Source organism: Flavobacterium bomense (genome assembly GCF_003970355.1).
In genome coordinates this window covers 200385-225100 of sequence record NZ_RYDJ01000004.1, presented here as the reverse complement: position 1 = coordinate 225100, position 24716 = coordinate 200385, and the positions used below count along the sequence as shown (strand labels likewise).

At 33.1% G+C, this 24716-nt stretch carries 20 protein-coding genes and 2 pseudogenes; 15 read left to right on the top strand and 7 right to left on the bottom strand.

The features are described 5' to 3' along the window. Window positions 1–152: 152 nt before the first annotated feature. Together EKL98_RS06090 and EKL98_RS06085 are read right to left on the bottom strand one after the other, a co-directional pair. Window positions 153–293: a transposase gene (locus EKL98_RS06090; protein ID WP_126561790.1), complete on the bottom strand. Its 141-nt coding sequence runs from the start codon at window positions 291–293 to the stop codon at window positions 153–155. Between the two features lie 253 nt (window positions 294–546). Then, entirely contained in the window at window positions 547–1590 is a 1044-nt protein-coding gene (locus EKL98_RS06085; protein ID WP_126462502.1) for an NAD(P)-dependent alcohol dehydrogenase, read from the bottom strand. A 182-nt stretch (window positions 1591–1772) separates the two neighbouring features. Here EKL98_RS06085 and EKL98_RS18400 point away from each other — a divergent pair, with 182 nt between their 5' ends. The 3 genes and pseudogenes from EKL98_RS18400 (at window position 1773) to EKL98_RS06075 (ending at window position 2877) form a co-directional block, all read left to right on the top strand. Further along, window positions 1773–1916 (top strand): DUF6526 family protein, encoded by a 144-nt coding sequence (locus tag EKL98_RS18400; protein WP_262706912.1) that lies wholly within the window; start codon window positions 1773–1775, stop codon window positions 1914–1916. Window positions 1917–1948: 32 nt separating this feature from the next. Then, window positions 1949–2206, top strand: a pseudogene (locus EKL98_RS18395) (DUF6526 family protein). Between the two features lie 101 nt (window positions 2207–2307). Next, window positions 2308–2877, top strand: coding sequence for a pentapeptide repeat-containing protein (locus tag EKL98_RS06075; protein ID WP_126462505.1), 570 nt, complete (start codon window positions 2308–2310; stop codon window positions 2875–2877). Here the strand turns inward: EKL98_RS06075 and EKL98_RS18480 are convergent. Both EKL98_RS18480 and EKL98_RS06065 read right to left on the bottom strand, forming a co-directional pair. Further along, a complete protein-coding gene (locus EKL98_RS18480; RefSeq protein ID WP_317125144.1) occupies window positions 2827–3003 on the bottom strand; it encodes an ATP-binding cassette domain-containing protein in 177 nt (58 codons plus the stop codon). The two genes, EKL98_RS06075 and EKL98_RS18480, sit on opposite strands and share 51 nt — an antisense overlap. Before the next feature lie 202 nt (window positions 3004–3205). Next, the gene (locus EKL98_RS06065) at window positions 3206–3616 is read right to left on the bottom strand and encodes an OsmC family protein (protein WP_126462508.1); all 411 of its coding nucleotides are present in this window, start codon (window positions 3614–3616) and stop codon (window positions 3206–3208) included. Between the two features lie 240 nt (window positions 3617–3856). Here EKL98_RS06065 and EKL98_RS06060 point away from each other — a divergent pair, with 240 nt between their 5' ends. The 3 genes from EKL98_RS06060 to EKL98_RS06050 are packed head-to-tail and all read left to right on the top strand — an operon-like array spanning window position 3857 to window position 5392. After that, entirely contained in the window at window positions 3857–4477 is a 621-nt protein-coding gene (locus tag EKL98_RS06060) for a hypothetical protein (RefSeq protein WP_126554154.1), read from the top strand. Between the two features lie 49 nt (window positions 4478–4526). Continuing rightward, entirely contained in the window at window positions 4527–4910 is a 384-nt protein-coding gene (locus EKL98_RS06055; protein ID WP_126462513.1) for a hypothetical protein, read from the top strand. Between the two features lie 14 nt (window positions 4911–4924). Next, window positions 4925–5392: a PEGA domain-containing protein gene (locus tag EKL98_RS06050; protein WP_126462516.1), complete on the top strand. Its 468-nt coding sequence runs from the start codon at window positions 4925–4927 to the stop codon at window positions 5390–5392. A 248-nt stretch (window positions 5393–5640) separates the two neighbouring features. On the opposite strand, the gene EKL98_RS06045 is transcribed toward EKL98_RS06050, so the two are convergent. Continuing rightward, on the bottom strand, window positions 5641–6699 hold the full coding sequence (locus tag EKL98_RS06045) for a sensor histidine kinase (protein WP_126462519.1): 1059 nt from the start codon (window positions 6697–6699) through the stop codon (window positions 5641–5643). A 635-nt stretch (window positions 6700–7334) separates the two neighbouring features. On the opposite strand from EKL98_RS06045, the gene panB reads away from it, so the two are divergent. The 9 genes and pseudogenes from panB (at window position 7335) to EKL98_RS05995 (ending at window position 19068) form a co-directional block, all read left to right on the top strand. After that, the gene (panB, locus tag EKL98_RS06035; RefSeq protein ID WP_126554152.1) at window positions 7335–8153 is read left to right on the top strand and encodes a 3-methyl-2-oxobutanoate hydroxymethyltransferase; all 819 of its coding nucleotides are present in this window, start codon (window positions 7335–7337) and stop codon (window positions 8151–8153) included. Between the two features lie 91 nt (window positions 8154–8244). Then, complete coding sequence (locus EKL98_RS06030; RefSeq protein ID WP_197037243.1) at window positions 8245–8934, top strand: RluA family pseudouridine synthase; 690 nt, start codon at window positions 8245–8247, stop codon at window positions 8932–8934. A gap of 70 nt (window positions 8935–9004) precedes the next feature. Further along, window positions 9005–10345, top strand: coding sequence for a hypothetical protein (locus EKL98_RS06025; protein ID WP_233579303.1), 1341 nt, complete (start codon window positions 9005–9007; stop codon window positions 10343–10345). 26 nt (window positions 10346–10371) lie between these two features. Next, entirely contained in the window at window positions 10372–11700 is a 1329-nt protein-coding gene (locus tag EKL98_RS06020) for an aldehyde dehydrogenase (protein ID WP_126462528.1), read from the top strand. Window positions 11701–11900: 200 nt separating this feature from the next. Next, window positions 11901–12218, top strand: coding sequence for a nitroreductase family protein (locus EKL98_RS18010; RefSeq protein ID WP_317125380.1), 318 nt, complete (start codon window positions 11901–11903; stop codon window positions 12216–12218). Between the two features lie 32 nt (window positions 12219–12250). Further along, window positions 12251–13033 (top strand): hypothetical protein, encoded by a 783-nt coding sequence (locus EKL98_RS06010; RefSeq protein WP_233579304.1) that lies wholly within the window; start codon window positions 12251–12253, stop codon window positions 13031–13033. 751 nt (window positions 13034–13784) lie between these two features. Continuing rightward, window positions 13785–17165 carry a PAS domain S-box protein gene (locus EKL98_RS06005; protein WP_233584063.1) on the top strand — a complete coding sequence of 1127 codons (3381 nt, stop codon included), beginning with the start codon at window positions 13785–13787 and terminating at the stop codon, window positions 17163–17165. 126 nt (window positions 17166–17291) lie between these two features. After that, window positions 17292–17552: pseudogene (locus EKL98_RS06000) on the top strand (neutral zinc metallopeptidase); the annotation flags it as partial. Window positions 17553–17778: 226 nt separating this feature from the next. Then, window positions 17779–19068 carry a DEAD/DEAH box helicase gene (locus EKL98_RS05995; RefSeq protein WP_126561788.1) on the top strand — a complete coding sequence of 430 codons (1290 nt, stop codon included), beginning with the start codon at window positions 17779–17781 and terminating at the stop codon, window positions 19066–19068. 618 nt (window positions 19069–19686) lie between these two features. On the opposite strand, the gene EKL98_RS05990 is transcribed toward EKL98_RS05995, so the two are convergent. Both EKL98_RS05990 and EKL98_RS05985 read right to left on the bottom strand, forming a co-directional pair. Continuing rightward, window positions 19687–21042, bottom strand: a complete 1356-nt coding sequence (locus EKL98_RS05990; RefSeq protein ID WP_126561787.1) for a RagB/SusD family nutrient uptake outer membrane protein — start codon at window positions 21040–21042, stop codon at window positions 19687–19689. A gap of 11 nt (window positions 21043–21053) precedes the next feature. After that, window positions 21054–24074 (bottom strand): SusC/RagA family TonB-linked outer membrane protein, encoded by a 3021-nt coding sequence (locus EKL98_RS05985; protein ID WP_126561786.1) that lies wholly within the window; start codon window positions 24072–24074, stop codon window positions 21054–21056. Window positions 24075–24716: the final 642 nt, after the last annotated feature.

The window sequence follows — 24716 nt, the reverse complement described above, 5'->3', positions numbered from 1 at the left end:
GAAATCAGATTACAATAATGTCAATGAACATAATACTAACCAGCTGGTTTTTAACTTATTTTAAGTGGACACTAGTGAGTAAATTTTGTTAACTACTGAAAAAACAATACAAAATTTCCATTCCCAGAAAAACTTCTTTGTCAGAACTCTTCTTATTCTTTTCGCCATCTATACAACTGGGGAGCGGTAACTTCCAATTCTCTGGCTAGTTCAGAGATCTTATGTCTATCATAACTCAATTGAACGGCTTTCTCTTTAAAAGCTCGGTCATAAAATTTACGCACTTGTTTCATAAGTTAAATTAAGGTTTTTGTTCTTAACTTTTTATGCTGGTAAAGTTAGCAAGTCCAATATATCATCGGCAACGGCAAAAAGGGGGGCGCATTGAATCTCTTTGAAATCGTAGGAACTCTGAACAAAACAAAATACCTGATAAAATAATTATTGTCAACACTACTGTAGCATTCCTATTTACACATAAAAAAAGCCCCTAAAAAAGCCGAAATGTATCAGTTTTTTTTAGGGGCTTGGTTTTTAAACTTATTTTTACAATGTAGCCATGTCTATTACAAAACGATACCGGACATCTCCTTTTGTCATTCGGTCATATGCTTCATGAACATTTTTGATATCAATCATTTCTATTTCAGAAACAATACCATGTTCCGCACAATAATCTAACATTTCCTGAGTTTCAGGCAAGCCGCCTATAAGCGAACCTGCAAGACTTCTTCGTCCGCCTATGAGACTAAAAGCTTGAATTTCATAAGGTGTTGGTGGTACGCCCACACAAATATGCACGCCGTTTACTCTCAATAATGACAAATACAAATTTAAGTCGTGTGGTGCAGAAACAGTATCCAGAATAAAATCAAAAGAACCAGCTACACTTTCGAGTTGTTTGGCATCTTTAGTAACGATAAAATTATGTGCTCCTAATTTTCTGGCATCGGCTTCTTTATTTGCTGATGTACTTAACACGGTAACTTCAGCTCCAAAAGAAACTCCAAATTTAACCGCCATATGTCCCAAACCACCCAAACCAAGAACGGCTAATTTATGCCCTTTCCCAACTTTCCAGTGTCTCAATGGAGAATAGGTCGTGATTCCGGCACATAATAACGGCGCTACAGCAGCCAAAGGCAATTTATCTGAAACTTGCAAAACAAAATCTTCATGTACTACAATGGTATTCGAATAACCGCCATAAGTAGGTGTTTTTCCGTCTTGTCCTAAAGCATTATACGTGTCGGTTCTTCCTTTCAAACAAAATTGTTCTAATCCCTCTTTACAGTTTTCACAACTTCTGCAAGAGTCTACCAAGCAACCTGTCCCTGCTATATCTCCTATTTTAAACTTCTTTACATGACTTCCTACCTTTACCACTTTACCTACAATCTCATGTCCCGGAACCATTGGGTAAATTGAACCGCCCCAGTCATCTTTAATTTGGTGTAAATCACTGTGACAAACACCACAAAACAGGATGTCAAATTGTACATCATGTGGTCCAACTTCTCTTCTTTCGAAATCCCAAGGTGCTAAATCTGTCTTAGCATCTTGTACTGCGTATCCTTTTGTAGCTATCATTTTTTTATATTTTCAATAAAATTATTGAATTTATCTTGAAAAACGAGTTATCGAAATGTTAAAGAAATCTAAAGAAATTATAAAGGTCTACTCCGTTAAAAAAAACCTCATAGTAATTGCATAGCCTTTAATGCTTTAAATCCATAGTTTAATTTATATTTAATTTTTTTTAAACTACATTAATGAAAGCACAATCTTATAAAAATCACATTCGGTACTATCCGCCGCCTCATTTTATTCATTATCCAATAATCATGACATTGCTGGCCTTCAGTATTTATTTTAGTTGTACCAAAAGAAGATTCTTTAATCTGGATATTTATTAGTGCACTCTTTGTCGTGCTTTTGCCTTGTTTTTATGTTGCGTCAACATTATGCGTTGATCCTACAAAACCGAATTGTCTATTTAGAACTTCGGTACCGTTATTTTTCTCTTACCGGAAAAATATTGGAAGATTTTTAACGTCATTTAAATGACGATCAGCTATTTGTGTTACGTTTTGCCTCAGATGATGAATTTCAAGCGTTAACTCTAAGAGCGCTGAATGAAAATCTTTCGGCAAAGGAAATTAAAAAAGCGATTCAGCACTGGAAAGCGGATTACGAAAGAGTTTAAAATTTCAAAAATAATAAGACTAATTTATCCAATTTAACAATTTCGAATTTTGTTTCTTTGTGATGAAAAGATAGCAATAAAACTGAATTTAAAACCACTAAATGCCCGAATATTTTCTAGATATTGAATACAAAGACATTACGTACAAGGAAGAGGAAGTCAATTTTAAGGAATTTGAATGCTGTACTTTTACCAATTGTAATTTCTCCCAATGCGTTTTTTTAGCGGTAACTTTCATTGATTGTACCTTCAATGACTGCACTTTTAGCAATGCTAAAATTAATTATGTGGCCTTTAGAACCGTAACTTTTAATAGGTGTGAAATCAAAGATGTCAATTTTGCCATGTGCGATAAATTAATTTTCGAAATCGCTTTTAAGGATTGTATTTTGGATTTCTCTAAATTTTACACTTTAAAAATCAAAGGAACCTCCTTCTCCAATTGTAGTCTTATTGCCGTTGATTTTATGAGCACTGATTTGACCGAAGTTGTTTTTGAAAACTGCGATTTATACCGTTCTGAGTTTGCAAAAGCAATTGCCAACAAAGCTAGTTTCAAAACAAGCTATAATTATACAATTGATCCCAAAACAACAAAATTAAAAAAAGCCGTTTTCGCTTTAGAAGGATTGAAAGGATTGCTCTATAAACATGAAATCATAGTAAAATAGTGCTTTATGAATCAATATCTGATCGTCATACTCCGTATCCATCGTAGAAAGCAAATACAACAACGTCGATTTTCCACAGCCAGATTTTCCTATGATTGAAACAAACTCTCCATGTTTGACACGCATATCCAGTGATAATTATTTAATGAAAGAAACATTAGTTTTATTTACAAGTTTTTAAATAGTTATTTTACTGATAATCAAAGAGTAATTATACGTTCATTGAGTAAAAAAATTTGTATTACTATTTTTTTGAAACATTCCTTTTACAGACATCAAAAAGGCTCGATTTAAAATTAAACCGAACCTTTTTGATGTCTGTATATTTTTAAACTAAGGAAGCAGTCGAAGAAATTGCAGCATTCAAAACTTTAGAAATAGGACAATTTTTTTCTGCTTTAGTTACTAATTGTTGAAAAGCATCTTCTGTTATTCCGCTAATTTTTGCTTGAAGCATCAGGTGCGAGGTAACAATGGTTCCATCAACTAAATCAATGTCGCATTTGGTTTCGATACTTTCGATTTCAAACCCTTCTTCACTAATGTAGGCCGAAAGTTGCATCGTAAAACAGCCTGCGTGTGCTGCGGCGATAAGTTCTTCAGGATTAGTCCCCACTCCTTCTTCAAAACGAGATTTGAATGAATATTGGGTATCTTTTAGTGTGGTACTTTGTGTAGTTAGTTTTCCGGCTCCTTCTTTGAGTGAACCATTCCAGACTGCGGTTGCATTTCTTTTCATAATTATAAATTTTCTGTTTTCTCAAATTTAGTTCTTTTTAAAAAAAGAGTATAGTATATCCACTATTTTTAACTAAAATTTAAAATTAAATCAAAAAAAATTAACAAAAACGTGGTTAAAATAAATACTGTTTAATTTTAATAGTATCAGTAAATTCTTTATGTTTGCTTTTTGAAAAAGTATACTTTACTTACAAAAAAAACTAATTGACAACCAATAAAAAAACTAATTAATCAGCAAATGAAATTAACTACAATTATTTTTTTATTATCGATTGTAATTTTACTAAATAGTTGTGCTTCAGTATACAAACCAATACAACCCGCTTCACTTAATTATATTTCGAACAACACACTTCATGGAGTAACGCTGGAATACAAATATGATTTATTAAATAAGAAATACGCAAAGAAAGAGACTAAAAAAGGGCTTCGACTAGTGGCTGTTAAAGTAAAAAACAATACTGAAAAAGATTTGGTTTTTGGAAAAGATATAAAATTAAATTTTGAAAGCGGAAATGAATTGTATCTATTGGAGAATGAAAGAACATTCAAATCTTTAAAACAAAGCCCAGCCTCCTATTTATTTTATTTATTACTATCTCCAATTCAATTGTTTACCAAAAAAACCAATTCAAACGGAATGACAGAGCAAACCAGCTCGACACCAATAGGACTGATTATTGGACCCGGATTAGCCTTAGGAAATATGATTGTTGCGAGTAATGCCAATAAAAAGTTCAAAACTGAGCTGAACGATTACTCCATTAATGGCAAAATAATAAAAAAAGGAGAAACTGTTTTTGGACTTATTACTTTTCAGTCTGATAATTATGGTGCTATTAAAGTTAGAGTAGAATAAAAATTACCCATATAATAATAATAATAATAATAACCAATTCCATCTGACAATGAAAAAATTATCTCTTCTCGTTTTTGTATTTTTAGCTTTTAGCTGTAGTCCAAAAATCACTTCTAATTTTGAATCTTCAGAAAAACCACTAACAATTGAAGACCCCGTAGCCTTTCTTGATGTTCATCATGCAATTCCTGAAGGTGCCAAAAAAATAGGAAATGCCAGATATCAGGACAGTGGTTTCACAACCGATTGTGATTTTAACTCACACCTGACAAAAGCCCGAAAATTAGCCCGAGAAAAAGGCGCTAATCTTGTAAAAGTAACCGAAAAGAGAACTCCCGATATATGGAGTCTTTGTTATCGCATCAAAGTAGATTTCTATTATTATGACGGAGACGTAACCACAATCCCCCAATATAAATTACAACTTAATTAATTATACACACTCTAATGAAAAAAACAATCCTTATTTCTACATTATCCCTAGCGCTACTAATGAGTAGTTGTGCTACAATTGTTTCCGGCTCTAAACAAAAAGTAAATTTTAGAAGCAACCCTGCTGCTGCCTCTATTTTTATTGATGAAATCGAAGTAGGAAAAACGCCTTTTGAAATCAAACTGGAACGAAAAAAAGAACATCATGTGATGATTAAATTAGAAGGATACCAAACTTTTGAAACTAACTTGACCAAAAAATTCAATGCTTGGTATATTGGAAATATTTTATTTGGTGGCTTGATTGGTATCATTGTAGATCCTATTACTGGAGCAATTTACAACTTAACACCTAAAGAAGTCAATGCTGAAATGAATAAAGGAACTGCTTTCAAAGTAAATAAAAGTGAAGTGTACATCGCTGTCGCTTTAAATATAGATCCAAACTGGAAAAAAGTAGGTCAATTAGAAAAAATAAACTAATACTAAGTATTTACACCAAAAGCTAAGGTGGCAAAAATATGGTATTAGGTGTACTAAAAAGCACCGGTTTTGCCGTTCTATTTTTATCCCTGTCATAAACTAAAAGCTGTAACGCTATTCCAAATCAAGAATAGAATTACAGCTTTTTTTTATATTGCACCTAGTAATCTTGTTGTTTACAGTGCTTAAAATATTTTCTCAGATTTCGTACGCCCTAAGAAGAACAAAAACACATTAGAAAACTATTTTTAGCCCTTTTTTGTATCAAAAACAATTGAAAAAGTAGCCCCTTTATTTGTCCCACTGCTTTGTGCATAAATTACACCGTTGTGTCGTTCTACTATGTTTTTGCACAAATACAATCCAATTCCTGTAGAAGGCTCATTTGAAGTGCCAGACATACTCATTTTAGTGAATTTTTTAAATAATTCGTCACTCTGTTTTTGAACAAAACCTACTCCTGTATCCTTCACTTTTAAATACAGTTTAGTGCCATCAAGATACACATGAACCTCAATTTCACTATTTGGGTAGGAGAATTTTATAGCATTATCAATTACGTTGACTAAAACTCGAATCAACAACTCATCGTCAATTGATAAAAGTGCTTCCTGAACGTCAATTGATAAAACTAATTTAATGTTTTTGACCACTAATACCTGATCTAATTGTTTTGCCACCATAGAAAAAACAGGTGAAAATTGAATTAGGGAGTCCTGAGAATTTCTTTTTATAATTTGATCTTGTTCCTTTAATAATGTGATAAAACTTTCAATATAATGAAATTGTTCACCACTGGATTGAACTATTAACTCCGCTAATTCTTTTATATAATCCGAAGAATCCTCTTCTAAAATAAGCAATGCGGCCGATTTTGAATTTCCTACAAAATTTCTTAGATCATGCGAAAGCAAATAAACTAAATCTTGTTTTTCAGTAATGAAATTTTCGTTATCAGCTATTGATTCTTGAATATTACTCATTAACAACCCTGCTTCATCCGAAAAATTAGTTGGCAAAGAAGGTATTGTTCTGTCTTTTCTATAGGCAATTAATGACCTGGAAGCTACCTCAATTGGTTTAATTAGTTTTTTTAAAAAAAATAAAGTGACCGCTGTTGCTAATAAAGTAATAATCAGCGCAAAAATTAAAATAGAATCGGCTGAAATTGTTTTACTTGCATAAAGCACAAAAAATAACAATCCAATTAATGGAATGTGAATGCCTATAAATGCAACAAACAGGAATTTGAAGGCATAACTATTTTTGAGAAAACCAATCCGAGACAATTTTTCATACAACTGCATAAATTTATTTTTTTAAAATGCAAATGTATTAGTAAAAAATTACAGAACCCAAAAATTACAATTAATTTTTATCTTATTTGTAACACACAATGAATATTCTAAAAATAACTCATCAAACTACTTTCTTCGAGTGTCAATAAGATAAATAATTTTCCAGTGGTTGTGTTTTTTGAAAAGTGTAAACGTATTTACCTCAGTATGACTTAGTGTACCATTAACATAAAACTCATACGTTGTCCAGACATGCTCCATGGCTCCGTTTATTTGAATGGAATACCTGAGAATTTTTTCTTGAAATTTTAAGCTATAGATTTATAAAATGCCCTCTGGTTTTTCATGAGAAAGCAAAGTGCCTTTTTCATTCTCAGCAATGGATTGCAATATCTTTGTATCATCACAAAGTAAATGCAATTGAGGTGAATCTCTGGCATGGAAGGCTTGAAAAAAAGTATCAATTACGCTTTGAACTTCTTGATATTGAGCCTACTAATATACTGAGGAGAGCAATAAAGTCAGTACTAGAATTTTTCGTATGATTACTTTTTTGATTAATTTGTATCCGATATAATATAAGTGCTACATTTTCAACCTAAAATTATACATTTTAGTACCTTTACACTCTCAAAAAATGAAATATGTCTGTCGCAAAAAAAGATTATAAAAGAATTACAACAAAGTCATTGATTGAAATGAAGGCTAATGGAGAAAAAATTTCGATGCTCACCGCATACGATTACACCATGGCAAAAATCGTTGATACGGCAGGAGTTGATGTAATATTAGTGGGAGACTCCGCTTCAAATGTTATGGCTGGTCATGAAACTACATTACCTATTACGCTGGATCAAATGATTTATCACGCCTCCTCTGTGGTAAGAGCCATTGAAAGAGCTTTGGTAGTGGTGGATTTACCCTTTGGAAGTTACCAATCCGATCCTAAAGAAGCCTTGCGCTCTGCCATCCGAATCATGAAAGAAAGCGGTGGTCATGCCGTAAAACTAGAAGGTGGTAAAGAAATTAAAGACTCTATCAAGAAAATATTAAACGCCGGAATTCCAGTTATGGGACATCTAGGTTTAACACCACAATCCATTTATAAATTTGGAACCTACACCGTTCGTGCCAAAGAAGAGGAAGAAGCACATAAGTTAATCGAAGATGCTAAATTACTAGAAATACTAGGCTGTTTTGCCTTAGTTTTAGAAAAAATTCCAGCTCATCTAGCCGAAAAAGTAGCCCAAAGCATCTCGATTCCAGTTATTGGTATTGGTGCTGGGGGTGGTGTTGACGGACAAGTATTAGTAATTCATGATATGTTAGGAATGAACAACGAATTCAGTCCTCGTTTCTTAAGAAGGTATATGAATTTATATGACGGAATGACAACGGCCATTGGCCAATATGTTGCAGATGTAAAATCAAGTGATTTCCCTAATGCAAATGAACAATATTAAATTTGACTTCTTAGATGAGTAGCCTTTAAGAGAATTTGATTATTGTCGAATACTCTAAGAGTATTGGAAATCCAACAATCTAAAAATCCAAATGAAAATAATTTCTACTAAAAACAACCTTCAAATCCTTCACGAAGACAATCATCTTATTGTAATTAACAAACGTGTAGGAGATATTGTTCAAGGGGACAAAACGGGTGATAAACCCTTATCAGATGTGGTTAAAGAATACATCAAAGACAAATACAACAAACCCGGGGAGGTTTTCCTGGGTGTTGTACATCGCTTAGATCGGCCAACAACCGGAATAGTTGTATTTGCCCGAACCAGTAAAGCTCTGACTCGAATGAATGAATTATTCAGTACCCGTGAAACTCAAAAAACATATTGGGCCATTGTCAAAAACAAACCTGCCAAGCCCACTGATACACTCGTTCATTATTTAAAAAGAAACGAAAAAAACAATAGTTCAAAAGCGCACGAAAAAGAAGTCCCTGAAAGCAAATTAGCCAGTTTAGAGTATACAATTATCAAAGAACTAAACAACTACTATGCGCTTGAGATCAATCTTCATACTGGAAGACACCATCAAATAAGGGCTCAACTTTCAGCGATTGGATTACCTATAAAAGGGGATTTAAAATATGGTTTTGACCGAAGCAATCCGGACGGAGGAATCCATTTGCATGCTAGAAAATTAATGTTCATCCATCCTGTTACAAAGGAAAATATAAAAATAATTGCTCCTGCTCCAAATGATGTGATCTGGAATGCCATTTAATACTAAAAAACAGTATTTTACTTTCAACCTTTCAATAACTCAATAATAAATATTCACAAAAACAAATTGTATGAAAAAACTACCTATTATTTTTTGTTTCATTTCGTTCTTAAACATGACCGCTCAAGACCATTTTTCAGGAATCAATATGTCTACTAGAGTCGGAATACTTAATGCCGGTATGAATCCTGCGGAACTGTCTAATTTAAGTTCAAAATATGAAATAAATATTTTTTCGGCCAGCGTAAATGCTTCTAATAATAAAATAGGATTTAGTGATATTGTTAATGGTGAAAACTTAGAAAATTTGTTATTTACAGGAAATACCCCTGTAAATATGCGCGTAGATGCTGAAATATACGGCCCAGGTTTTGCTATGAAAATGGATAAATGGGCTTTTGGTTTTACTACAAAAGCTGCTGCAAAATTAAATTTAATTGATATTGACCCACAACTTGGTGCGGCGATCAATACCGGAAATCTTATTGGTTCTTCATCAATAAGCAATGATTACAACCAACGTTTAAATGGAACAAGCTGGGGAGAAATAGGAATTTCAGCAGCCAGAAACGTATTTGAAAATGAAAACCATAAATTTAATGCGGGTGCTACCTTGAAATTATTATTTCCAGGCTCGTACACCAACTTAGGCCTGGATCAATTTCAGGGAACCATTAATACTATTGGTGCCGAAGCGTATTTAAATAATACTCAAGCGTCAATGAATATTGCGTATTCCGGGAACTTCAATGATGGTTTTACTGATTTTAATAATTACTCTGAATCCGTTTTTGGAAAACTAAACGGAGTTGCAGCTGATTTTGGTGTAAATTACCAATGGAAAGACCAAGACGGTTACAAAATAAATGCGGGTATCGCAGTGCGAAATATTGGTACGATGACCTTCAAGGATGATGCAAATTCCTCTACTAATTATGCATTAAACATACAGTCTACTTTTTCTAACCCAAATGGTTTGGCATTAAGCCAATTTCAAAACACTACTACTTTAAAGGAAGTAGAAACCATTTTAGTAAACGACGGATACTTAACTAAAACCACATCCAGCAAAAACTTCAAAGTAACCTTACCTACTGTTTTCTCCGCCTATGCAGATATAAAAGTAATACCTAAATTTTTTGTTGCGCTTTACACACAACAAAAATTAAAGGATGACACCAGCGATAATCAGGTGACAACACAAAATGTGGTTTCTATTACACCTCGATTTTCTTTGAAAAATTATGAAATTTATTCCTCTTGGTCAGATAACGAAATTTCCGGAATTACTGGTGGTGTCGGGTTAAGAGTGTATGGCTTTTATATGGGATCCAGTTCTATAGTGACTGCTTTGGCCAGCGACAGTAAACAAGCTGATTTTTATGTAGGCTACCGACTTGGGTTAAAATAATAAATCTGTACCTTTAAAATCATAATATGAAAAATGAAAATAGTGTAGACTACCGAAAAGAATCTTTAAAAAAACTATTGCATACCATCATAAAACAGGAACAAGCAATTATTAAAGCGCTTTACGATGATTTTAAAAAACCAGCCTTTGAGGCCGTTTTAACAGAAACAAATTATGTCATAAGTGATTTAAAAGAAACCATTAAAAACATTGATTCTTGGGCTAAACCCAAAAAAGTTCTCGCTTCTTTTTTGAATTTTCCATCGTCAGATTACATATATAGTGAGCCTTACGGAAATGTATTGATCCTTTCGCCTTGGAATTATCCGTTTCAATTGGCCTTATGCCCTCTGATTGCTGCTGTTGCTGCCGGAAATAAAGTAACCCTAAAACCCTCTGAACTTACCCCAAATACGTCTACTATAATAGCGAAAATTATAAATGAAACTTTCCCTGTAAAAGATGTCGTCGTCATTACCGGAGACGCGACTGTTGCTCAGGAATTATTAAAAAAACGTTGGGATTATATTTTTTTTACAGGAAGTGTTGCCGTTGGCAGAATTGTAGCAAAAGCTGCAGCCGAAAACCTAACTCCAGTTACGCTGGAATTAGGCGGGAAAAGTCCTTGTATTGTTGATGAAACTGCCAATTTAGAATTGAGTGCCCGCCGCATTGTCTGGGGAAAAATTATAAATGCCGGACAAACATGTGTTGCCCCTGATTACATAGTGGTGCACCATAAAATGAAAGCTACTTTCATAACTTTACTAATTCTGGAAATTGAAAAGGCACTAGGTCCAAATCCGGAAGAATCCCCTGATTACGCCAGAATTATCAATTTGAAAAACTGGCAACGCCAATTGCATCTATTGGAAAACCAAAAAATACTTTTTGGAGGTCAATACAATAAAGACACTTTATTCCTTGCTCCTACGCTATTGGACGAGCCAAAAATGGACAGTCCGGTGATGACCGAAGAAATTTTCGGCCCCATACTTCCTATACTCTCATACCATTCAGAGGCAGATATTGAAAAAATAATTTTAAGTTTCGAAAAACCATTATCCTTGTATTTATTCTCTCAAAACAAATCTTTTATTGCAGAAGTTTTACAAAAATATTCTTTTGGCGGTGGCTGTATCAATGATACCGTAATCCATTTAGCGAATAATCGCTTGCCTTTTGGCGGTGTTGGTACTTCAGGAATGGGAGCCTATCACGGAAAACGGAGTTTTGATACTTTTTCGCATAAAAAAGCCATTGTAAAAAGGGGGACATGGCTGGATTTACCCCTTCGGTATGCACCTTACAAAGACAAATTAAAGACCTTTCAAAAAATATTAAAATGGATGTAACCCATGAAAAAACCGTCAGTACATCCATAAAATACCGACGCTCAGTTCGGGTTTTTATAAATGAAACTATTGTGCGAAAAAAGTAAAAAAGTGTATTTACTTAGCCACAATATGGCGACAAGCTGGAAGCAGAATATTCAAAAAGAGAACAATTTGCTTTTCATCATTATCAAAAAATCGTTCCGTTGTTTTAATTTGATATCACAGGAATTATTGGAATAATCAAATTTATTGCATTTCAATTCATTGGGTTATTCAAACCCATATATAGACAGGTAAGACAAAGTGACATGCACATTGTAGCCCATAAAAGTGCCAGACTTGCGGCACAAAATTTCGTGATCAGCATGACTGCCATAAACTATGATACGTGCCAAATGGAAGGTTTTGATTCGCTACGAATAAAAATATTACATTTACCGGCATCATCCGAAATTAATATGCTACTGGGTAGCGGAAAAGGAGTGTACGGAAAACGATTCAGAGTTCCTTTTGAATACGTTTATTTTGAAAAATAACAGAATAATTAACCCACTAAAACGACCAACAAATGTTGAAAACTACACAAAACCGAATACACGAAATAGAAAAAAATGGATATCCTTTAGATTTTGGAATCGTTTTTAACCATGCTTTTGAAAATTATAAAAAAATTGCGATTTATGCCGGTTTAATTATTTTTGTGTTTTTTATACTGCTGATTGTTTTTGTATCAGTAATACTTGTTGCCTTTTTTGATTCTGCCATGATACTGGAAAAAATGAAACCGGAAAATTTACAACCGGAAAATTTAAGTTTAAACTTTATTTTAATTGTATCCGGGGTTTCTGTTTTACTATCGAGTTTATTTAGTCCTATTAGCGCCGGTTTAATCAAAATGGCGTATTGTGCTGAAAGAGATGAAGAATTTCATGTATCAACCATGTTTGAATACTATAAAATATCGTATTTCAAAGAACTCTTCATTGCTACTTTACTAATTTCAATTTTTAGCACCTTACTATCATCATTGATTGACTATGCACAAATACCCTTCATCGGATTTATTATCACAGTAACTATAACATTATTCACGATACTGACCATTCCACTTATTATTTTTGGAAACTTAAATGCTATTGAAGCTTTAAAATCAAGCATACTAATCGTGGTAAAACAACCGCTTATTTTGCTGGGTTTATTGGTAGTAGGTGCAATTTCTACATTAGTGGGACTCATTGGGTGTTGCATTGGTATAGTATTTACAGTACCCTTTATGTATTCTTTATACTATGCGATTTATAGTGAAATTATTGGTTTTGAAACTACACTAGAACCGGAACAAATGTTCTAATAAAACCGCTTTTTACTAAAAGCCAGAGCATAATTACAAGCTGATTTTGGCTTTTTGTAAAAAATAATCTTATATTTATTTTTTACAAAAAGCCAAATCTAGTCTTTAAACCTAACAAACAGTTTCTATGGTGTTATACTGTAGCTTATTATTTACCATTGACTCAGAGTCAATTTTATTCAGCGTTTATAATTCTTTTGCAATCAATAATTTTTTGTGGATTGTAATTCCTGTTTTATTTGTTTTTCTAGTCTGTAAAATTTTTAAAATAAAAATACTATTAAGCAATTCCTTTATTAAATACTATAATGAAGAGGATAGTAAAAACATAGAAAACCAGCGTTATCTTTTATATTTGGGCATACTAATTCCGGTACTTGAAACCCTATTTGAAATTTTCAAAATAAGACCTGTAAGCTTACTGATTTCAAATCTTGGTATCGGTACTTTTTTACTGATTCTCTATTTTATCAGCAAAAAATCAGCTGTTGTGTTTCAAAACCTGGGAAAAATATTTATGATAGTGTATGTAATCTGTTTTAGTTACATATCAATAAATTTGATTTTTACACCCTCTGACAGCATACCTATAGCCGCTTTTGTACTAGCTTTATTCTTTTCGTATACCATCATCAAACCCACCAAACTATATTGGATTTTCCTTATGTGCGTATTTATCTTTTTATTTATACTGTATTTTTTTGAAATAATACCCTTACGATCAATCATTATTTTATCGAATTTCTCATTAATGATCCTAATTATAAACTACATACGGTACACCTCTTTATTAAAAATTACTGATAAACTACGTTTTACTAATGAAATTGTAAATAAAGGCAACTCTCTCATTCTTGCTACCAATAAAAAAGGAGAAATTGTATTTTGCAGTGAAAATGTAAAGACTATTTTAGGTTATTCAGTAAATGAAGTTATGGGATTGGGCTACTGGAAAGTTACTGAGGACAAAGAATTTTATGGTGAAGAGTATCATATTAATTTTAAGGATGATCAGTTGTTTACCAGCAAAGTAAAATGTAAAAATGGAGCATACAAACACATTCAATGGAATGATAAAAAATTCTCAGATGATTTGATCATTGGGATAGGACAGGATGTAACAAATGAAATTAAAATACAAAACCAATATAAAAATTTAATTGAAAATGCTATTGATCTAATTTTTGAAGTCGATAATGAAGGAGATTTTATATTTGTCAATGATTATACTATTAAATCTTTGGGATACAAAATAGATGAAATCATAAATCGAAATTATTCAGAATTTATACGAGAAGATTACCTTATCAGTATCAAAGATCTCTACCAGAATTTATTAATAAATGAAAATTATTTTTCTACCATTGAATTTCCATTGATAAAAAAGGATGGGCAAGAATTGTGGGTTTCCCAGAAAGTGATTATCCGGAGAAATGAATTTGGAGAAGTGGTAGCTTATTCTAGTATTGCCAGAGATATCACTAAGTTTAAAGACATAGAAAACGATATTAAAATACGTCAGGAAAAAGTAGAGGAATACAATGAAGCTGTAAAAAAACTATCAACAACCAACTTTAGTAATTACAAAAACCTGGATGTTAGTGTGATGCAAATAATTGAATTAGCTGCTAAAGTATCAAAGTGCAATCGGGTAAGTTATTGGAAATATACCGAAGATACAATTACCTGTGAAAATTTATATGACTTGGACCATAATTCTTATTCTAAGGGCTCCGTTTTAGAAAAGAAAAATTATCCTATTTATTTTGAGTCCATCAAAAACAAAACACAAATCAGTGCTCCTGATGTTTTTAATAAATATGAAATATCTGAATTTATAAATGACTATTTTTTAAAAAACGATATCAAATCACAACTTGCCATTCCCATTTTCATAAATGGAGACTTATCTGGAACCATTAGCTTTGAAACAGTAAAAACACAACGATACTGGGACAACGAGGACATTATTTTTGCCCGAACCATCTCGGATATTATATCGTTGACTATGATTTCTCACAGTCGGTATGAAACAGAGAAGAAATTAGAATACAAGAGTGAACTTTTATCTGCTATGGCACTTTGTACAGAGAAATTTTTGAACAGCAATGACATCAACGATATTTTCTCAGATGTACTCATTATTATGGGTAAAACTACAAAATCCCATAGAGCGTATTACTACGAAAATGATAGTAATACAGGTTTTATTAGCCAAAAATACAGATGGATAATTAACAATCATAAAATAACGGAAAACAATATTAAACTTCAAAATCTACCACATGTGTTTTTTGAAGAATTGTTGATACCGCTTTTAAACAACAAAGTTTACGATGCAATAATTTCAAAAATTGAGAATCCTTCCTTAAGGAATAAATTAGAAAATCTTGATGTTGTAGCAATAATCCTTTTTCCAATTTTTATCAAAAATAGGTTTCATGGCTTTTTGGGATTTGATGATACTCAAAATGAGAGATGTTGGTCCGAAGATGAGGTCAATATTTTACAAACATTAGCTAGAAACATAGCCTCATCAATAGAACGTATTACGAACGAGACCGCGATATATGAAAGTGAAGAGAAATTTAGATTATTAGCCAATAATATTCCAGGAACCGTTTATTTATCAAATTATGATGAAAACAACACAAAGATCTACATTAATGATGAGATTGAAAAGCTTACCGGATATCCAAAAAATGATTTTCTAACGAACCATTTATCCTTTATTGATTTAATTCATCCCGAAGACAAATTAAAAACCATTGCTACTCAAAAAAATGCAATAGATACTAAAATTCCGATTCATATTGTTTACCGGATTATACACAAGAACAAAACGGTTGTATGGGTGGAAGAATTTGGTGATACCATATACAAAGATGGGAAAATTGCATTCTTGGAAGGTATTTTTATTGATATTACAGCAAGGAAACAAACCGAAACCATAGTCAAAGAAAAAGAACTAGCAGAAGCTGCCAATAAAGCAAAATCAGAATTTTTGGCCAATATGAGTCATGAAATAAGAACACCGTTAAATGGGATTATTGGATTCACAGATTTGTTAATGAAAACACAACTTGGCTCAACCCAAGAAAAATACATCAATACAGTAAAACAATCCGCATATTCCTTGCTGGATATCGTAAATGACATTCTTGATTTTTCAAAGATTGAAGCCGGAAAACTAGATTTACACATTGAAAAATATAACGTAAAAGATGTTCTGGGTCAGATTATTGATTTAATATTATACGAATCCAACCAAAAAAATCTAAGTTTAAAACTAAATATATCGTCTGAAATTCCTGAATATTTTTGGATAGACATTGTCCGATTAAGACAAATTTTAATTAATTTATTGTCAAATGCTGTAAAATTCACAGAAAAAGGTTCTATTAAATTAAATGTTTCTGTGATTGAAAAAATTGATGCGTCGCATGTTAAGATTCGATTTGCAGTGATCGATACAGGAATTGGAATATTAGAAAAAAACAAATATAAAATTTTTCAGGCTTTTTCACAAGAAGACAGTTCTACGACAAGAAAATATGGAGGAACAGGATTAGGCCTGACAATTTCAAACCAATTACTTGGTATAATGAACAGTACCCTGCAACTGGAAAGCACCATCGAACTGGGAAGTACTTTTTATTTTGATTTAGATTTAAAAACCAGCAACGAAACTCCAAAAAATAGTACTGATCCTGAAATAGATCTAGATAAAAAAATACCCATTACAACCGTCAAAAATGCTAAAAAACTAAGCGTTATGATTGTAGAGGATAACAAAGTAAACATGTTACTGCTTAAAACCATTATCAAAAATTTATTTGTAAATCCAATAATTTTCGAAATAGTCAACGGCAAAGAAGCTATCGAAAAATTTGAAATACTCCGGCCTGATCTTATTTTTATGGACATTCAAATGCCCGAAATGAATGGTTACGAAGCAACAAAAATAATAAGAAGCTTGAGTTCGGGTAAAAACCTGCCTATTATTGCAATAACTGCGGGCACCGAAAAAGAAGAGAAAGAAAAATGTCTCGCTGCAGGAATGAATGATTATATTTCAAAACCTATAGTCAAAGGAGTCATTGAGGAAACAATTGCTAAATGGATACTGTAGCCAACTATTTTTCTTTTAATTTATGTACATTTTATTTAAGTACATGACAAAAAGCTAAACAGATTGTTTTCTAAAGACTTAAATCCTGTCAAAAGAAATTTTGACAAGTAATCTAATCCGATAGCGGATTTGCAAGCTGATTTTTATGCGGGCGTATGAACACATTACAATCAAAAAATGAATGATTTACAGGAGGAAGGTGATATTGATGAAGCTTTAAGTGCAGCACATGCAGTTGGTGATGATGCGATTCAAGCTAAAATTCAAGGACACATTGTTCCGGAATCCTTTACACACGGAAGTTCCGCACAACGGAAAGTCTGGTTTATGAAAGGGTATCAATCTGGAGATATTACTCAAGGCGATACTTTTGTAGGAATTAATTAAAAAAGTGTTTAGTCTAATATGAATACTGAACTTTACATTATTTTCCTTTTTTAACTTAGATAATTGGTACCACCAAAGCTTTAGTATAGGAACGGATTAAAAATAACGTACTTGCTTTAAGTAAACAAAGTTAAACAATAAAACCATAACAGGGAAATTAGCAGTACCTTTGCGCCAAATTAAAGGAGTAAACTAAATAATAGTGTTTGCTTCATAAACACCATTTATGTCATTTAACTCATTAGGCTTATCGGATGCTTTACTTAAAGCCATCAGCAAAAAAGGATACACAACCCCTTCTCCAATACAACAAAAAGCAATTCCACCCATTTTAGAAGGCAAAGATGTATTAGCATCCGCACAAACGGGAACAGGAAAAACGGCTGGTTTTACACTGCCTATTTTACAATTATTATCGCAAGGGCAACAGTTGCGACAAAGGCCCATTCGTGCTTTAATATTAACGCCAACCAGAGAATTAGCCGCACAAATATTAGCCAATATAAAAGAATACAGTGAATTTTTAGACTTAAAAAGCACCGTTATTTTTGGAGGTGTAAACCAGAATCCACAAGTTACCCAACTGCGTCAGGGTGTCGATATTTTAGTCGCCACACCAGGTCGGTTAATCGATTTGCAAAACCAAGGATTAATATCGCTTGCCAAAGTTGAAATCTTAGTTTTAGATGAAGCGGATCGCATGCTAGATATGGGTTTTGTGCGAGACATTGAGCGCATTATAAAAGTATTACCTGCAAAAAGGCAAAATTTGATGTTTTCGGCAACCTTTTCAACAGATATAAAGAAATTGGCCATGGGCATTTTGCATCATCCCGTTCATGTGGAAGCAACCCCAGAAAATACAACCGTGGATGCTATTACTCAAATAGTGTATCCTGTTGCCAAAGAGAAAAAAACAGAACTCATCATTAAATTGATTACAGAGGGAAACTGGAAACAAATTTTGGTTTTCACCCGTACGAAACAAGGTGCTAATAAGCTGACGGAAAGCATGATTAGTGCCGGAATTAAAGCAGCTGCTATTCACGGAAATAAAGGCCAGGGCGCACGTACCAAAGCCTTGGCGGGCTTCAAAGACGGAAGCCTGACCGCGTTGGTCGCTACAGATATTGCGGCCAGAGGTCTGGATATACCATTATTACCACATGTGGTCAATTTTGAATTACCCAACATTCCAGAAGATTACGTTCACCGCATAGGCCGTACAGGAAGAGCTGGAGCTAATGGAGAAGCTATTTCATTATTCAGTCCGGACGAAACAGTCTTTTTACGTGATATAGAAAAATTAGTGGGTTTGAAATTACCTAAAGAAAACATCAAAGGTTTCGAGCCAGATCCTAACGCTTCCAAAGAACCTATCAAACAAGGACAAGGAAGACAACAACGCGATTCAACTCCGCGAAAACCAAAAACAGAGACCACAAACCGCACCAGCAATAACAGTTTTGGTCCAAGACGCCCGAGTCAAAATAACGACAGACGTTCTAATAGATAACAACTAAGAAAATACTTTTTTTTTAGGAGCAGAACGAGTTCGTTTTTTAAGAACGTATTTCCCGCTATACATTAAAATCCTTATTAGGGCTGAACACCAGCCCTAACAAGGATTTTCATTTCTATCGGGGCTATTTAGATCGTTTTTATTTTTATCATAGCATTTTGTATTCAACTCTTTGAAAAACAAAATCGAGCTCTTTTCCCGCTGCCCGTTACGCAAAGTCTCCGACTTTGAGTATGTGTTTTTCAGTCTCCGACTGATCTTAAAACCCCGATAGGCGGATTTGCAATGGGGCTATTCAAACCGCTTAATCGGGGCTCAAAACTACTCTTGTTGGTTTCAACTATATCCAAAAGCACAGCTATCATTGACCATCAGCAGATTGTTTTTCTTATAAGACAATAACTATTTATAAAAATTCTGCAAAATCAGAAAATGTTTAAAGAACTTTTATTAAAAGAATGGCTGAATGATATTTATTTCTATTAATAGTTAATTTTATATTAGCATTCAAAACACAATACTTGATCCAATTAATTTAAATTTTTAAACGTAAAAAAAGGAGCTCTGCTATACAAACAGAACTCCTTTTTAACTTTAAAACTAAATTTTTATTTAATACCCATCATTTTGAGTTAAGTTTTTATTTACATCTATTTCTCTTCTCGGAATAGGTAAAATTAAATTATTGGCATCGTAAGGAAGAGATCCAATATTTTGTTTTAATCGTTTTGCATCAAATAAAGCAAATCCTTCAAAAGATAATTCTCTTTTTCTTTCCATTAAAATAGTAGCCAAATCAACAGTGATAAATAGAGCTGCACCCGAACGTTGGCGTAGTATATTAACATCTTTAACAGGAGAAAGCCCTGTAACCGTTCCTAGTCTAAAATTAGACTCAGCCCTTGTTAAATACATTTCAGCTAGACGTAGCATTGGTATATTCGCAAATTGGCTTTTCCATTTTGTTGTACACCACCATTTTGCTTTGTAAAAGAAATCGGCTCTCTTATCATTCGGATCATCATAAATATCCCAATGCTGTGATAAAATTTCCACATCTGGATTTCCCACGCGACCTCCAAAAGCGGAACCGGCCCAAAACACATTAAAATCATTAGAGCTAGCATCCTGACTCGTTATTTGCCAAGCAAATAAATCTTCATTTGAATTTTCTAAATTATTAAATGCTTGTGCAAAAGTAGTCGTTAAAGTCGCGGGACTTTCATTAATAACGATATCAGCCATATTTCGGGCATTGGCATAGTCTCCTTTTTGCAAATAAACTCTAGCAAGAAGTGCCGCTGCACTGTATTTTGTTGCAAAAATATCATTCGATGCTGGTAACAAAGTGTAAGCATCTTTTAAATCCGCAATAACCTGAGTGTATACTTCTTCTAAAGTGTTCCTTTTAGGAAATTCAATCTGACTAGGATCCAGCACCCCTCTAAGAACAATAGGAACTCCAAGCTGACTATTTACGGATCCCGAAACATAGGGTTTCGCAAATAATCGTGCCAAATCAAAATATACCAGACCTCTAAGAAATTTTGCTTCTCCTTCGGTAACATCTTTATCAGTCACGTCGGTGATTACAGCTAAATTATCAAGTACGATATTAACGTGATTACTAATTCCATATCCGTTTAGCCAAATACTTGCAACAAAACTATTGTCCGTTAAAATAGCTTTCTCATTATATTCTCCTGGTTGAATATAAGTTCCGTTCCAATAAAGATCACCATCATTGGCCAGTAATTCTGAAGCTAGTGCGATTCCACCGCCATAACTAGAACTGGACCTCGCAACACCGTAAGCATTGATTAAAATCTTATGTATGTTCTCTGGAGTTGAAATGGCTACCTCTTTTGAAATGGCTTGTTCCGGCTTAATATCCAAGTTATCATCACAACCCACAAAGAAGATAGTAAGTAATGACATTAAAATTATTATGTAGTTATACTTTTTCATAAATGTTTTATTTATAGATCAATATTTAATCCAATAGTAATTGTTTTAGCAGGAGGAGCGGAATAAAATGCAATTCCTTTTTGAATATTAGAATCGCCATTATTATCAAAAGAGGCTTCTGGATCATATCCACTATAATTAGTAAAGGTTAGCAGATTGACTCCTGTTAAGTAAAGTCGTACCCTGTCGACAGACAATTTTTGAATGAGTGTTTTAGGAAGCGTATATCCTAAAGATAAATTTCTTAATCGAACAAAATCAGTTTTTTCTAAATAACGTGTTGAGGCTTGTTGCCCGTTTGTAGAATACATTCTGGCTTGAGGTACCATAGTAATATCCCCCGGATTTTGCCATCTATTTAACTGATCCGTTGTTTGATTGTCTTCATATCGGGCATTCCCTGATTGGAATTTCCCACCTTCATTATACATAGAAGATCCCCATTCGCCTTGAAAAGTAAAAGAAAAATCAAAATTTCTAAAAGATACCGTATTGGTCATTCCTGTCATAAACGTAGGATATGGACTTCCTGAAATTACTCTTTGTGCTTCACTATAATTATTAGTTGTTGATTTATCTAAACTACCATCTGGATTTGCCGTATTTCGATAAAATAAAGCATCTCCATTTGCGGGGTCAACCCCAGCATATTCCACTATATAAAAAGAGGAAATGGTTTCACCTACCCTAACAATATTATGTCCAGCTACAATATCTCCACCAGGCAAAGCAGTCACTTTATTATCTAAAGTCGAAAGGTTTAAAGACGTTTTCCAATTAAAATTAGTTGTTTTGATATTGGTAGTATTCAATACAAATTCAAACCCTTTATTAGTCAAAGATCCTACATTACGAGTTAAAGAACTCCAGCCTGAAGTTCCCGGAAGTGGTTCATTTAATAAAAGATCATTTGTTTTTTTAACGTAATAATCAATTTCACCGCTTACTCTGCTATTCAATATTCCAAAATCAATTCCCACATCAAATTGATTTGTCTTTTCCCATTTTAAATCTTGATTTACCAATTGAACTGGATTAATTGCTGATCGTTGATTATAGGAGGATCCTTCAAAAAGACCTAAACTAGCAAAGTTGCCAATACCTGCATTTCCCGTTACTCCAAAACTTCCTCTAACTTTTAATAAGTTGATGACACCACTGTCTTTCAAAAAATCTTCTTCAGAAATAATCCAACCTGCAGAAGCAGCAGGAAATACTCCGTATCGGTTTGATACTCCAAATCGCGAAGAACCGTCATAACGTATGCTTCCTTTTAAGAGGTATTTATCCATAAATGAAAAAGTAGCTCTACCAAAATAGGAAAGAAAATTATACTTTGTTCTACTTGAAGATCCAGCTATTATTTCAGAAGCACTTTCTATAGTTTGCAGCGCATCTGACGGAAATCCTGTTCCCGCAACATATTGCCTGCTTCGAGAACTTTCTTCAAAGCTCATTCCTCCAACAAACTCTACGTCATAATCCTCATTAAATGTTTTAGCATAAGTAAAATAATTATTAATACTGTACTTATCTGACTGAACTGCATTGGCATCTGCATAACCATTAGTAGAAACAGATTCCGTCAGACTTCCTGAAAAATATTCTTCCGTTTGATTGTTATTATCATAGCCTAACTCTGTTTTAAAAGTCAATTCAGGCAAAATTTTATATTCCAAATAACTATTCATTAAAGTTCTAAAAATATTTACTCCCCAACTTCCATTGAATTCTTGCATTAAAAAATTATAATAGATGGTAGATTGATTGTTAGGTGTCACCCCATCGTCTAAATAAGCGGGAGATAAAGGGGATTGTGCCACCGCTTGCAATGGAGTTGCAAAAGAATTATCTGCTCCAATTCTTGCAATATTTGTTTTACTTAAACTCGTATTAAGTCCCACTCTTAATCTATCGGAAACTTTATGATCTAAATTCCCTCTATAAGAATAACGCTCCATACTGTTCCCTCTAATAATTCCTTGCGTGTTATTATAACCACCTGAAATAAAGAATACCGTTTTTTCATCACCTCCTGATATAGAAAAGGTATGGTCTTGAACTGATCCTTTTACCAAGGCTAAATCTTGCCAATCCGTATCAACTTCATTAATTCTCCAATTTTTACCATTCCCCTGTTGATCAAAAACACCTCCAGGTTCCGTTAACCATAAATCCGCAGCTCCATAACTATTTGCAGAAGCTTCGGTAAAAAGCTCCGTATATTGTGCTGTATTTAACCAGCTCATTTTATTGGTTGCTTCGCTCCAACCTGCAGAGGTGTTCAAAGAGATTTTCGTTTTCCCAGATTTCCCTTGTTTAGTTGTAATCAAAACAACTCCATTCGTTCCTCGAGCTCCGTAAATGGCGGCAGATGAAGCATCTTTTAATATTTGAATAGATTCAATATCATTAGGATTTAATGAAATTAAAGGATTAATAGGGGCGCTTCCCGTACTTTCATTATCATTTATCAATGGCAACCCATCGATTACGTATAAAGGCTCTTGAGACGAAGAAATACTAGAAATTCCTCTTATTCTCATTTTCACACCACCTTCTACTTTACCATTTATTTGAGTAATTTGGACACCCGCAGCTTTACCAACAAGTGCATTTTGCAAATTTGCTACTGGAATTTGATTAATTTGATCAGAAGAAATAGAAGCGATGTTATCCGTTAATTTACGCTTGGATTGTTTTCCAAAACCAATTACTAGAACTTCTTTTAGCTCAGCCGAATCTTCTTTTAAAATTAAATTTAGGGTACTTATCCCTGCTACACTTAATTCCTGAGTTTTTAATCCAATGTAACTAAAGATTAAAACGGCATTAGAGCCAACATTTTTAATCGTAAACTTTCCATCCATATCTGTAAGTACGCCATTGGTTGTTCCTTTAACTAAAATAGTGGCTCCTGGAAGGGGACCATTAGAATCCGACACTCTACCAGAAACCTCTTGTGAATAGGTCATAGTAGTACAAAACATCGTTAGAAACACCATCAAGCCTTTGAGTAGACTATTTTTCATAAATAATAAATAAGTTAGTTAATACCTGTTGTTATTTGTTATAATTTTAACAAATATACACAAATAAGTTAAGAAAATATTAATTGATAACTGATAATAATCAAAAGAGAAGGAATTAAATTTAAAATAGGAAATCATTTACCAAGCGTTAAAGAGTATCGCTTTGAATGAAAAAATTTAAGCAATAAAGCCTAAAACATTAAAAATCATAACTTTATAATACAAAACAAGGAGGTGATAATTTGTTTTTAAAAGGTATAAAAATCTTAAAAAATTATACTCATTTTTAAAAAATAAATAAAATATAGGTTAGCACGTGTTAAAATAATAAAATATGAAATTAAAATTTGGTATTCATACAAAAAAAAGAAAATATCGTTTACATTTTTTAACAAAAAACAAAGTACTATTAAATAGTAAATTTCCGTTTTTCCGTGAGAATTCAGAACAAGAGAATAATCAGTCATAATGTAAATCCCTTTCTTTTTGAATCGATTGCAAAACTGACTGTATTCTCTAATTTATTTTTAATTTTATGCTCTACAAAACCATAACTCTTATACTCTTTTGGAACATAAACCAGAATTAAATGTTTTTTAAAGCGAATAATCTCTGTTGTTTGTTTTAAAACGGAAATATTTA